Origin of the sequence: Micromonospora sp. NPDC049081 (genome assembly GCF_040648835.1) — a bacterium.
Classification (GTDB): domain Bacteria; phylum Actinomycetota; class Actinomycetes; order Mycobacteriales; family Micromonosporaceae; genus Micromonospora; species Micromonospora antibiotica.
Map to the genome: position 1 here is coordinate 361,383 of NZ_JBEZEK010000002.1, position 12,753 is coordinate 374,135.

Consider the following 12,753-nt stretch of genomic DNA (forward strand, 5'->3'; position numbering starts at 1 on the left):
GGCAAGTAAGTGCGACATATCTCGGGGGAGCTTACCCATGACTCAGGAAACCCAGGCGACGGCGAAACCCAACATCCGGGTGGTGCTGTTCGGTCTGATGATCGCGATGATGCTCGCGATGCTCGACAACATGATCGTCAGCACGGCGCTGCCGCGGATCGTCAGCGAGTTCGGTGGCGTCAACCACTTCACCTGGGTGGTCACCGCGTACGTGCTCGGTACCACCGTCTCCACCCCGATCTGGGGCAAGCTCGGCGACCTGTACGGCCGCAAGGCGATCTTCCTGACCTCGGTGGTCATCTTCCTGATCGGGTCGGCGCTCTGCGGGATGTCCGGTTCGGCGCTGCTCGGCGGCACCGGCAACGGGATGGTCGAGCTGATCGCCTTCCGGGCCGTGCAGGGGCTCGGTGCCGGTGGCCTGATGGTCGGCGTGATGGCGATCATCGGTGACCTGGTGCCGCCCCGGGAGCGGGGCCGTTACCAGGGCATGATCGCCGGCATCATGGCGATCGCCATGGTCGCCGGCCCGCTGGTCGGCGGCTTCATCACCGACAACCTCTCCTGGCGCTGGGCGTTCTACGTCAACCTGCCGCTCGGTGGGCTCGCGCTGCTGATCCTGGCCACCACGATGCACCTGCCGAAGTACCGCACCGAGCACCGGATCGACTGGCTGGGCGCGGGACTGCTGTCCGTCGGCATCACCGCGATCGTCCTGGTCACCACCTGGGGCGGGAACGAATACGACTGGGCGTCCCCGCAGATCTTCGGTCTCGCCGCGCTGGCGCTGGTGAGCCTGGTGGCCTTCGCTTTCGTCGAGCGTCGGGTCGCCGAGCCGATCCTGCCGCTGGGCCTCTTCGCCAACCGCAACTTCGCGCTGATCTCGATGATCGGCTTCCTGCTCGGCTTCGCGATGTTCGGCGCGATGAACTTCCTGCCGCTCTACCAGCAGACCGTGCAGGGCGCCTCCGCCACCAACAGCGGTCTGCTGCTGCTCCCGCTGATGTTCGGCATGCTGGTGGTGTCGCTGGTGGTCGGCCGGGCCATCACCCGGACCGGGCGCTACCGGGTGTTCCCGATCGTCGGTGGGGTGGTGATGGCCGTCGGCATGGCGTTGCTGTCCCTGCTGGAGGTCGACACCGGCAAGGTCGAGTCGTCGCTCTACATGCTGGTCCTCGGTGCCGGCATGGGCTTCCTGATGCAGACCTCCATGCTCATCGCGCAGAACAGCGTGGAGCAGAAGGACCTCGGTGCGGCCAGCGGCGCGGCCACCTTCTTCCGCTCCATCGGCGGTTCGTTCGGCATCTCGCTGTTCGGTGCGATCTTCGCCAGCCGGCTCGCCGACTCGCCGGCCGGCAGCGCGTTCGCCGGTGGCACCGGTGAGGGCCGGGGGATGGACCTGACCAAGCTCAAGGAGTTGCCGGCGCAGGCACGTGAGGTGGTCCTCGGCGGCCTCTCCGACGCCATCTCGCACGTCTTCTTCTGGGCCATGATCATCACGATCGCGGTGCCGGTGCTCGCCTGGTTCATCCGGGAGATCCCGCTGCGCACGGCGAACGCCGTCCCGCCGCCGGAGGCCACCGGCGAGGAGCAGGCCGAGGTCGCCCTCGGCAAGGCCCCGGTCTCCTGACCCGGTCCCGTCCCGTCCGTCGCGGCCGGTCCGTCCCCTCCCGGGGTACGGGCCGGCCGCGCGGCGTCAGGGGTGGCGGCGGACCAGGGCGGTGAGGCGACGCCAGGCGCGGGCCAGGCGGCTGGTCCGGCGAGGGCGGGCCGGGGTGGCGAGCAGCCGGTGGGCCAGCGCGGTGGTGTCCGGGTCCACCGTCGGGGTGGCCAGCGCCAGGTGGGCCAGGGAGATGGCGATCGGCACCGGCCGGCCCTTGGCGACGGTCGCCACGTCGGCGAGGCGCTCGGCCACCAGCCCGGCCACGTCGGGGCGCACCGCCGGGTCCACCCAGGCGGCGGTGACCAGGGCGAACAGTGCCGCCTCGGTGATCCAGTCCTCGACGCCCCAGATCAGTTCCACCAGCACCCGACGGCGGGTCGAGGTGGCCCAGGGTTCGTCGGTGCGGTGGTGCAGCAGGCCCAGGCAGGCCCAGACCTGGACGCACCGTACCCACAGTGACGGGTCCTGGCCGGTGAGCACCCGGCCCAGCGCGGTCGGCGGTGCCTCGGGCGGGTGCACCAGCAGGCCCAGCAGGTCGGCCAACTCCAGGGTGGCCAACCCGACCGCCGCGTCGTAGGCGGCCGGTGGGTGCGGCCAGGCCGGGTGGGCGAGTTGGCGTACCCGGTCGGCGGCGACGGTGGACGGGGCCGGCAGGGTGGGCGCGGCGGTGGTGCCGTCGTAGCGCCAGAGCCGGCACTCGGTGGCCCGGCGTGGCTCGCGTGGGTCCGGCTCGGCGACCCCGGTGACCTCGACGTGCAGGCCGGGCACGGCGGCGGTGACGGTACGCATCGCGCTCGGCGGTTCGACCGAGTCGAGGCGGACCGCCGCGTCGGGGAAGCCGTCGGCGGCGAGCGCCCGGCGCAACGCGTCGACCATCGCGCCCGTCGCCGGGGTGACCTGCCCCAGCCAGGGGCGTCCCCGGCAGGACTCGGCGAGGTCGGTGTGCTCGTGGGTGTCGTCGGGGTGGTCGCGGGTGAAGTCGGCGAGGGCGACCAGGTGCCCGACGTCGCCGTCGCGCAGGAACCGCAGCCGGTGCGCGGTGTGCACCGCGCAGTCGAAGCTCGGGTCCCGGGCCAGCGCCCGGTCGATCCAGCCGAGGGCCTGGTCGAGCTGGCCGTGGTCGGCCAGGGTGCCGGCGATGTCGGCATAGACGGCGAGGTCGTCGGGGTCGTGCGCGACGGCCCGTTCCAGGGCGGCCAGGGCCTCCCGGGTGCGGCCGGCGCTGCGGTAGGCGTACCCGAGCCAGACCTCGCCGAGCTTCGACGGCGCCTCGCGTACCCCGCGGCTGGCCCAGGTGACCGCGAGGGTGACCTCGCCGAGCCGTCGGGCCAGCGCGGACGCCGCCCCGAGCAGCAGGGCGTGCCGGGGGTGCGCGGCGACCGCGTGCCGGGCCAGGGCGAGGTACGGCTGCAGGGGTGCCCGGCCGGTCCGGGGCACCGGGTCGGGCACGGCGGCGCAGACCTGCATGAGGATCCGGGCGCAGCGGTCCGGGTCGAGCCGTTGCGCCAGCTCGGGGTCGGTCACCCAGGGCACCCCGGCCCAGTCGACGCCGGGGGCGTGACCGGTGGCGGCGACCAGCAGGTCCAGCCCTTCGGCGGGCCGGCCGGCGGCGGCGAGCAGGTGGGCGCGGGCGACCACGGCCCCGACGTGTGCGCGGTGGCCGAGCGGGAAGAGATCGAGGTCACCGCCGGCCGCGGTGGCGATCCGGGTGAGCGTCTCGTGGGTGTCGGGCAGGGTCGGTGCCAGCACCAGCGCGGCGGCGAGGTGGTCGGCGGCGTGGGCCAGGTCGCCCTCGTCGAGCGCGATCCGGGCGAGGGCGAGTTCCTCCGCCGCGGTCAGCGCGGGTGGCTCCTCCGACACGTCGGCCTCTCGCTCGCAGGGGGGTTGCCAGGGCTGGGCAAGCGTAGGGGATGCCGGCAACAAGTGTGGATCTCCTGCGCGTTAGTGCTCGCAGCAATGGTGAGAATGGCTCGTTCGTGCAAGACTGAACATGAAACGCGCGGCAAATGCGCAAGGAGGGGGAGTCTCCGTGACACATCCAGGGGCCGGGATGGCCGCCGACATCGCCGAGCAGCCGGCCGGTTACGCGCGGCTGCTCTCCGCCGAGCACGCCGGGGCGATCGCCCGGGTCGCGGCGGCCGTCGCGCGACGCCGCCCCCGACACGTCGTCTTCACCGCCCGGGGGACCTCCGACCACGCCGCGCTCTACGGGGCGTACCTCACCGAGATCCGGCTCGGGCTGCCCGCCGGGCTCGCCTCGCCCAGTGCGGTCACCGTCTACGGGGCCCGCCCCGACCTCTCCGACGCGCTCGTCGTCGGGGTCAGCCAGAGCGGCGGCTCACCCGACCTGACCGAGGTGCTGCGTACCGCCCGCGAGGCCGGCGCGCTCACCCTGGCGGTCACCAACGACCCCGACTCGCCGTTGGCGCAGACCGCCGAGCTGGGCGTCGACATCGCCGCCGGGCACGAGCGGGCGGTCGCCGCGACGAAGACCTACACCGCCGAACTGCTCGCCCTGCTGCTGCTGGTGGAGGGCATCCGGGCCGGCGACGGGGTGCTGCCGGCCGACCAGCGGGCCGCCCTGGAACGCCTCCCCGAGCTGGCCGAACACACCCTCGCCGACCCCACCCCGGCCCAGCTCGCCCCCCGCTACCGGTTCGCCGGCCAGCTCGTCACCACCGGCCGGGGCTACGCGTACCCGACCGCCCGGGAGGCGGCGCTCAAGCTGATGGAGACCTCCTACCTGCCGGCGCTGGCCTTCTCCGGCGCGGACCTGCTGCACGGCCCGCTCGCGATGACCGACCCGGACGTGCCGGTGCTGGCCGTGGTCGGCTCCGGCCCCGGCGGCCGGTCCATGGGTGAGGTGCTGCCCCGCCTCGGCGAACGCCGCGCCGACGTGGTGGTGGTCGGCTCGGCCCAGGTCGAGGGGGTCACCCGGATGGCCGTGCCCGAGGTCGACGAGCGGTACGCCCCGCTGCTGGACATCCTGCCGTTGCAGCGCCTCGCGCTCGCCCTGGCGCTGGCCCGGGGTGAGGACCCGGACGCCCCACGCGGGCTGAAGAAGGTCACCGCGACGATGTGAGCCGGGCCGGCCAGCGGGACGGGGTCGGGGTGGGCGTGGCACGCTGTGTCTCGTGTCCACGCTGCGCGACCTCGCCGAGGAGCACACCCAGCTCCGCCCGGCCGACATCGACCACCTGCACCGCATCGCCGGGGACTGGCAGTTGCTGTCCGACCTGTCCTTCGCCGACCTGTTGCTGTGGGTGCCGGTGGACGACGACGGCACGTTCCTCTGCGTCGCCCAGGTCCGCCCGACGACCGCCCCGACCGCCTACCTGGACGACCAGGTGGGGCGGATCGTGGGCGGGCCGGAGGTGGCCCACCTGGAGGTGGCGTACCGGCAGGGCCGGATCTGGCGGGAGGGTGACCCGGTCTGGTACGGCGACGTGCCCGCCCGGCACGAGGCGATCCCGGTGCGGCTGCGCACCGCCGACGGGGAGGCCGGCGAGGTGATCGCGGTGGTCGGCCGGGACACCAACCTGTCCACCGCCCGCACCCCCAGCCAGCTGGAGCTGAACTACCTCACCACCGCCGACGACCTGGCCCAGATGATCGCCGACGGCACCTTCCCGCCGCCCCGGCACCCGGGCGAGACCACCTCCGCGCCCCGGGTGGGCGACGGGCTGGTCCGCCTCGACGCGGGCGGCAAGGTCACCTACGCCAGCCCGAACGCGCAGTCGGCGTACCGCCGGTTGGGTTACGCCTCCCACCTGGTGGGCGAGGACCTGGCCAAGCTGCACCGCCGGCTGGCCAGCGACCCGCTCGACGGCACCGAGGCGGCCAACGGCATCCTCGCCGCGCTGCGCGGCGAGGGCCCGCCCCGGCGGGAGATCGACGCCCGGGGGGCGACGATGCTCACCCGGGCCCTGCCGCTGATGCCCGCCGGGGTGCCGATCGGCGCGCTGGTCCTGGTCCGCGACATCACCGAGGTACGCCGCCGCGACCGGGCCCTGATCACCAAGGACGCCACCATCCGGGAGATCCACCACCGGGTGAAGAACAACCTCCAGACCGTCGCCGCGCTGCTGCGCCTACAGGCCCGGCGGGTGTCGATGCCGGAGGCCCGGGTCGCCCTGGAGGAGTCGGTACGCCGGGTCGCCTCCATCGCCCTGGTGCACGAGACGCTCTCCATGTCCAGCGACGAGGCGGTCGAGTTCGACGGGATCGTCGACCGGGTGGCGAGCGCGGCGACCGAGGTGGCCGCGACCGAGGTGAGCGTCGGGATGCGCCGGACCGGCAGCTTCGGGGTGCTGCCCGCCGAGATCGCCACCTCGCTGGTGATGGTACTCAACGAGCTGCTGCTCAACGCCGTCGAGCACGGCTTCCCACCGGCCGAGGAGGGGGTCGACGTCCCGGAGCCGGAGGCCCGCCCGGAGGTGGTCGTCACGGCGCACCGGCAGCGTAAGCAGCTGCACGTCTCGGTGGCGGACAACGGGCGCGGCCTGCCGGCCGAGTTCGACGCCGCCAAGGGTGGGCGGCTCGGTCTGCAGATCGTCCGGGCGCTGGTGACCGGGGAGCTGCGGGGCAGCATCGAGCTGCGTCCCGGCCCGACCGGCGGCACCGAGGCGGTGCTGGTGCTCCCGCTGGCCAAGGCCTGAACCGGCCGCCCGGCGGCCCGGTTGCCCGGTGGTGACGCCGGGATGAATGTGAGTAGAGCGACGTACGATCTGCGGCCCGGTGAGGCTTTCGGTCGATTGGCGGGCATTGACACCTTGCAGCCGACTGAATAGTTTTCTAGCTTCACCACCAAGCAGACACGGCCAGCTCACCGTGCCCGGCTTCCTGGACGCGTCCGGCGACATCCCGCTCGCCCTGTCGGGGAGCGCGTGCGCCCGGTGGGCGGGGGAGACGAAGCGATGACCTCACCGCCTGCGGTCGATCCGGCTGCGGTGCTGTCGCCGACCGCCGAGTTCCGGGTGCCGCGTCAGACGTCGAAGTGGACCCCCCGCAAGCCCGCCGACGAGGCGCACCGGCCCGCGTACGCCCCGGTGCCGTTGCCGCCGACGGACGCCGAGCTGTTCTCCTACCGCAAGCGGCGACTGGCCGCCCTGATGGTGCCGTCGCTGGTCAGCTTCGGCTGCCTGATCACCAGCCAACTGCTCTTCGTCCGGCTCACCCCGTGGCTGTGGCTGCTCGCCCCGCTGCTGTTCTTCACCGTCGTCTACTACCTCATCTCGCTGGCGGTGAACCTCTTCACCCCGGGCTTCGACCTGGCCCGCCACCAGGAACTGGTGCGCACCTGGCGGCCGGCCCGCTACCCGAGCGTCGACGTGTTCCTGCCGGTCTGCGGCGAGCCCGCGCACGTGCTGCGCAACACCTGGGAGCACGTGCGGGCGATGGGCCGCCACTACCGGGGCGAGGTCACCGTCTACGTGCTCGACGACTCGCCCAACGAGGCGATGGAACGGATGGCGCTCGCCTTCGGCTTCGTCTACCAGCGGCGACCCAACCGGGGCTGGTTCAAGAAGGCCGGCAACATGCGGTACGCCTTCGAACGCACCATGAGCGACTTCATCCTGGTGCTGGACGCCGACTTCGTCCCGCGTAAGGACATGCTCGACCAGATGCTGCCCTGGTTCGACGCCGAGCCGAACGCGGGCATCGTGCAGTCGCCGCAGTTCTTCCGGGTGCACCTGGGGCAGACCTGGGTGGAGCGGGGAGCCGGGGCGGTGCAGGAGCTGTTCTACCGGTCGGTGCAGGTGTCCCGGCAGGCCCACGACTCGGCGATCTGCGTGGGCAGTTGTGCCGTCTACCGCCGCGACGCGCTGTTCTCCATCGGCGGGTCCACCCTGATCGAGCACTCCGAGGACGTGCACACCGGCTTCGACCTGCGGATGAAGGGGTGGAACCTGCGGTACATCCCGGTCGTGCTGGCCGCCGGGCTCTGCCCGTCGGACGTGGACTCGTTCTTCACCCAGCAGTACCGCTGGTGCGCCGGCTCGATGAGCCTGCTCGGGTCGAGGAAGTTCTGGTCGACGAAGCTGCGGCTGCGGGCCCGGCTGAGCTACATCTCCGGCTTCTGTTACTACCTGCACACGGGGCTGTTCACCTTCGTCGCGCCGGTCATCCCGGTGTTGATGCTCACCGCGTTCGCGCACCAGATCGCGCTCGCCAACTACCTGCTGATCCTGCCCAGCGTGGTCTACAACATGATCATCTTTCCGTTCTGGCACCGCAGCCGCTACGGCCTGGAGAGCTGGACGGTCAAGATGCTCTACGGCTGGGCGCACGCCTTCGCCATCATCGACATCGTCCGGGGCCGGCGGATGGGCTGGCAGCCCACCGGCGGCACCGCCAAGAAGAGCAAGACCCGACGGCTGTGGACCGCCATGAAGGTCTGGACCGCCGGCACCGGCCTGGTCTGGGCCGGTGTCGCCGGCTGGCGGATGCTCGTCGAACCCGAACCGTGGATCTTCGTACCGGCCCTGCTCAGCGCGGTCTTCTACCTGGCCGTCGTCGGGCAGGCACTGCTGGTCGACCCGGAACGCGACGTCGAGGTCGTCCGGTGAGGACGAAATACCTCGTCACCTTCCTGCTGGTGGTCGCGCTGGCGTTCACCGAGTTCGCCGTGCTGCGCCGGGTCGACATCAAGGTCGCCGGGTCCGCCGGCGGGCCGGGCGGGGCCGCCGCTGCCGAGGAACAGATTCCGGCGTACGACGTCACCGCGCTGAAGTCACCCCAGGGCAAGTACCTCGGCGTCACCGTGACCGGCGGTGCCGAGATGGGCCGGGTCCGCGCCTTCGCCGAGGAAACCGGCAAGACCCCCAACCTGGTGGCGATCTTCGAGAGCTTCGACGACAGGTTCGCCGCCAGCGAGGTCCGCGAGCTGCACAACTACGGCGCGCTGGCGGTGATCCGCTGGGAGCCGTACGACGTGCCGCTGCGGGACATCGCCGCCGGCAAGCACGACGCGTACGTCAAGGAGTTCGCCGCCGCCGTGCGCACCCTCAACCTGCCGATCGCCCTCACCTTCGCCCACGAGATGAACGGGCACTGGTACTCCTGGGGGACGAAGCAGACCAAGGCCAGCGAGTACGTCGCCGCCTGGCGGCACCTGCACGACATCTTCACCCAGCAGGGCGCCACCAACGTGATCTGGACGTGGACCCCGAACGTCGTCAACTACCTGCGCAAGGTCAGCATCAGGGCGCTCTACCCCGGGGACGCCTACGTCGACTGGGTCGGCATGGACGGGTACTACACCAACCGTGGCCTCAAGACGTTCCAGGACCTCTTCGTCCCCACCATCACCCAGATCCGCACCTTCACCAGGCGTCCGCTGCTGATCGTGGAGACCGGGGCCGAACCGAGCAGCCGACGACCGGCCCAGATCACCGACCTGCTCACCAACGTGACCAGGCGCAAGGACCTCCTCGGGGTGGCGTACTTCAACATCAACGGCTCCGGGAAGTGGAACATCGACCGGGACGACGCCGCGCTGCGCGCGTTCCGCCGGTCCGCCGCCAAGGACACCTTCGGCTTCGACATCCGGACCGTGAAGTGACCGCGCCGGCGATCCAGTGGACCGGGCAGGCCGACCCGGCGGACGTCACCGGCCACGCCGTACCCCGGCGGGCGGCGGGCCGGGGCGGCGGCTGGTGGGCGCTGCTGCCGACCGTCGTCGCGCTCGGCCTCGGCTGGTGGCGGCTGGACGCCCGGGACCTGTGGAACGACGAACTGGTCACCTGGCACGTCACGTCCCTGTCGGTCGAGCAGTTCCGGATGCTGGTCGGCAACATCGACCTGGTGCACGCCGGCTACTACGTGATCATGTCGGTGCTGACCACGCTGACCGGGGACTCGACGACCGCCCTGCGGCTGCCGTCGGTGCTCGCGGTCGGGCTCACCGCCGGGCTGGTCACCCTGATCGGGCGGCGACTCTTCGACACCCCGGTCGGGGTGCTGGCCGGCCTGGTCTTCGCCCTGCTGCCCACCGTCTCCCGGTACGCCCAGGAAGCCCGGTCGTACGCCCTGGTCACCCTGGCGGCGGTGGCGGCCACCTGGCTCTTCCTGCGCGCGGTGGACCGGCCGACCCGGGGCCGCTGGTGGGCGTACGGCGTGCTGCTGGTGCTGGTCGGCTGGCTGCACTTCGTCGCGCTGCTGGTGGTGGTCGCGCACCTGTTCCACCTGTGGCGGTCGGTGCCCGGCGAGGAGCCCCGGTGGCGGTGGGCGGCGTCCACCGGCATCGCCGGCCTGTTCATCCTCCCGGTGCTGATCCTCGGCAGCCGGCAGTCCGGGCAGATCTCCTGGGTGGAGAACGACGGCGACGCCGTGCTGCGCTTCCTGGCGAACCTGACCGGCACGACGGCCGCGTTGGCGCTGGTCGCGGCGCTCTCCGTCCTCGCGGTGGTGGTGGCCGGCCGGCAGTGGCGGAACACCGTGCTGATGCTGCTGATCTGGGCCGTGCTGCCCCCGGTCGCCGGTTACCTGACGTTCAGCGTGGTGCACCTGTTCCTGGCCCGGTACTTCCTGTTCACCGTGCCGGCGTGGGCGTTGCTCGCCGCGTTCGCGGTCTGCCGCGCCGCCCGGCTGGCGACCCGGGGGCGGGTGCCGGCGGCCTGGCTGGCCGGGGCGCTGGTGCTGCTGCCGGTGCTGGCCTGGCAGACCCTGCCGGCGCAGGAGCGGGTCCGCTCCAACGAGGCCGACGGGCAGCCCCGCTACCTCGACGCGGTCCGTTACCTGGGCAAGCAGGTCAAGCCGGGCGACGGGGTCGCCTACAACGACGGGTTCGGTGGCTCCAGCGACGTGGCCCGCAAGGCCACCGACTACGGGCTGCGTGACCAGCTGCACCCCCGGGACGTCTTCGTGGCCGTACCGGCCCGGCAGACCGGCTGGCTGACCGCCCGCGAGTGCCGGGAGCCGTTGCCCTGCCTCGGCGACACCAGGCGGATCTGGCTGGTGGAGACGGGCCACCTCAACGACCCGTTGGCCGGGCTGCCACCGGCCCGTGAGGCCCTGCTACGGCAGCGTTTCCTCATCCGGCACGTCGAGCGGTTCGACCGGGTCCGGGTGGTCCTGCTGGAACGCAAACCGGCCTGACGGGGGAGCTGCGCCGGGCACCCGTCCGGCGTCCGCCGGGTCGGGCGGGTGTGGTCAACGCCGACGGACGAGCAGCGCCACCGTCACCCCCGGCCGGGGGCGGACCTGCTCGACGGTGAACCCGGCCCGCAGCGCGTCGCCCTTGCCGCCCGGCACCGCCGCGAGCGGATCGTCGTGCCGCCCGGCCACCACCAGCCAGACCCGGTCCACGCCAGCCAGGCACTCGGTGGGTCGGGGGCACTCGTCGACCCACAGATCGGCTCGGTCCCGCCGCCCCCTGGTGACCAGCACGTCCCGGGGTCGCGCCCCGGCGGCGGCCCCGGCTGTCCGGTCCCCGGCTGTCCGGGCCAGGTGGTAGTCGATGCCGAGGTCGAGGAAGAGCCAACCGTCGCGGGGCGAGTAGACCACCGCGTCACCGGGCCGCTGCCCGGCGGCGATCACCGCCGCCGCCCCCCGGTAGTCGACGGTCGCGCTGCGCGGCCAGCCGTGACTGTGCCGTACCGCCGCCTGGTCCGGTAGCCCGAGCAGCGCGGCCAGCACCACCACCGCCACCGTTCCCGTCCGGGCCGTGGGCGGCGGCGCGGCCAGGGCGGCACCGGCGAGCAGGCAGGCGAAGGGCACCGTGAAGAACAGGTAACGCGGCACCCACAGGGGTACGGCCAGCGCGGCGACGAAGAGCAGCAGGACCGGCAGCACCACGCAGGCGTCGGGGAGCAGACCGCGCCGCCCCGAGCGGGCGGCCCCGAGGGCGGCGAGCCCGACCAGCAGCCCGCCCACCACGCCGCTCTGCGCCAGCCCGCCCGGCAACGCCGCCAGGTCGGCCAGCCGGGCCGGGGCGACCCAGTCGAGCTGGTGGGACCGCTGCCCCTGCGCGGTGACCAGTAGCGGTGACAGCACCACCCCGGCGACCAGCACGGCCACCGCCCACCACCCCAACCGCCGGTCCCACCGCCCGCTGTTGCCCGGTCCGCCTTCGCCTGGTCGGCTGTCGCCTGGTCGGCTGTCGCCTGGTCGGCTGTCGCCCGGTCGGCTGTTGCTGTTGGCGGTCGGACCGGTGGGGTCGGCGGTCGGACGGCCGTGGACCCGGGCGGTCAGCACCACCACGGCGTGCGCGGCGAGCAGGCACAGGGCGAGCAGATGGGCCAGACCGAGCCCGGCGACGGCTGCGGCGTAGCAGGACCAGCGCTGCCACCCCGGGCCGTCCAACGCGCGGACCAGCAGCACGGTGGCCAGCACCGCGAAAAAGGTCACCAGCGCGTAGGGCCGGGCCTCCTGGGCATACCGGGAGGTACCCGGCAGGACCGCGAAGAGCAGGCCGGCGGTCAGCCCGGCAGGTGCCCCGAACAACCGCCGCCCGAGTACGGCCGTGAAGCCCGCCGCCCCCGCCATCGCCAGCACCGAGGGTAGCCGCAGCGCCGCCACCGAGTCGCCGAACACCCCGGTCCAGCCGTGCACCAGCAGGTAGTACGCCCCGGTCGCCGCATCGACGGTTCGGGTGAGCCGGAACACGTCCCCGACACCTCGGGTGGCCGCGCTCCAGGTGGCCAACTCGTCGCGCCAGGGCTGGGCCTGGCTGATCCCGTAGCAGCCGGCGGCGAGGGTGACCACCAGCGGAACCACCCAGACCAGCGCACCCGTCCACGAACCCGCTGCCGATCCTGCCGCCAACCACCAATGCCGCTTTCCGGACATTGTGCCCACCGGTCGAGGGTCCCACATCCGTCCCGACGATGCCGCCGGAGCCGAATCCCACCGTGTCCGCCGTCGAGCGGTGATGGTGCCGCCCTCGGGGCCTGGACCGGCCGGCGTCCAACGGGACGGCATCCTCCTGGCGGGCAGGGTGGTAGTGGTTCGCGTCCTTTAGAGCTGATGTCGTAAACGATTCACGGTCGCCGACCCGCCGACCCGCCGACCCGCCGACCCGCCGACCCGCCGACCCGCCGACCCGCCGACCCGCCGACCCGCCGACCCGCCGACCCGCCGACCCGCCGACC

General features: G+C 72.8%; 8 protein-coding genes. 6 read left to right on the forward strand and 2 right to left on the reverse strand.

The genetic code is table 11. The features are described from left to right. The first annotated feature begins 37 nt into the window (after positions 1 to 37). Positions 38 to 1,627: an MDR family MFS transporter gene (locus AB0B63_RS05485; RefSeq protein WP_357014802.1), complete on the forward strand. Its 1,590-nt coding sequence runs from the start codon at positions 38 to 40 to the stop codon at positions 1,625 to 1,627. Positions 1,628 to 1,693: 66 nt separating this feature from the next. Here AB0B63_RS05485 and AB0B63_RS05490 read toward each other — a convergent pair whose 3' ends face one another. Then, a complete protein-coding gene (locus tag AB0B63_RS05490; protein WP_357014804.1) occupies positions 1,694 to 3,520 on the reverse strand; it encodes a tetratricopeptide repeat protein in 1,827 nt (608 codons plus the stop codon). Between the two features lie 190 nt (positions 3,521 to 3,710). Between AB0B63_RS05490 and AB0B63_RS05495 the strand changes: the two genes are divergently transcribed. From AB0B63_RS05495 to AB0B63_RS05515, 5 genes are all read left to right on the forward strand, one after another. Continuing rightward, positions 3,711 to 4,742, forward strand: a complete 1,032-nt coding sequence (locus AB0B63_RS05495) for an SIS domain-containing protein (protein WP_357015152.1) — start codon at positions 3,711 to 3,713, stop codon at positions 4,740 to 4,742. Positions 4,743 to 4,794: 52 nt separating this feature from the next. Further along, complete coding sequence (locus tag AB0B63_RS05500; protein WP_208568129.1) at positions 4,795 to 6,318, forward strand: PAS domain-containing sensor histidine kinase; 1,524 nt, start codon at positions 4,795 to 4,797, stop codon at positions 6,316 to 6,318. Between the two features lie 258 nt (positions 6,319 to 6,576). Continuing rightward, on the forward strand, positions 6,577 to 8,229 hold the full coding sequence (locus AB0B63_RS05505) for a cellulose synthase catalytic subunit (RefSeq protein WP_208568130.1): 1,653 nt from the start codon (positions 6,577 to 6,579) through the stop codon (positions 8,227 to 8,229). Beyond that, positions 8,226 to 9,224 (forward strand): glycosyl hydrolase, encoded by a 999-nt coding sequence (locus tag AB0B63_RS05510; RefSeq protein ID WP_357014807.1) that lies wholly within the window; start codon positions 8,226 to 8,228, stop codon positions 9,222 to 9,224. Before AB0B63_RS05505 ends, AB0B63_RS05510 begins: the two co-directional genes overlap by 4 nt. Then, positions 9,221 to 10,759 (forward strand): glycosyltransferase family 39 protein, encoded by a 1,539-nt coding sequence (locus AB0B63_RS05515; RefSeq protein ID WP_357014809.1) that lies wholly within the window; start codon positions 9,221 to 9,223, stop codon positions 10,757 to 10,759. The genes AB0B63_RS05510 and AB0B63_RS05515 overlap by 4 nt, the downstream gene beginning before the upstream one ends. 54 nt (positions 10,760 to 10,813) lie before the next feature. Here the strand turns inward: AB0B63_RS05515 and AB0B63_RS05520 are convergent, their stop codons facing one another. Continuing rightward, complete coding sequence (locus AB0B63_RS05520; RefSeq protein WP_357015154.1) at positions 10,814 to 12,451, reverse strand: glycosyltransferase family 39 protein; 1,638 nt, start codon at positions 12,449 to 12,451, stop codon at positions 10,814 to 10,816. Between the last annotated feature and the right edge of the window lie 302 nt (positions 12,452 to 12,753).

Coding starts and splice junctions, on each gene's coding strand:
- AB0B63_RS05505 (WP_208568130.1), top strand. CDS start 6,577: ATGACCTCACCGCCTGCGGTCGATCCGGCTGCGGTGCTGTCGCCGACC.
- AB0B63_RS05485 (WP_357014802.1), top strand. CDS start 38: ATGACTCAGGAAACCCAGGCGACGGCGAAACCCAACATCCGGGTGGTG.
- AB0B63_RS05520 (WP_357015154.1), bottom strand. CDS start 12,451: ATGTCCGGAAAGCGGCATTGGTGGTTGGCGGCAGGATCGGCAGCGGGT.
- AB0B63_RS05495 (WP_357015152.1), top strand. CDS start 3,711: ATGGCCGCCGACATCGCCGAGCAGCCGGCCGGTTACGCGCGGCTGCTC.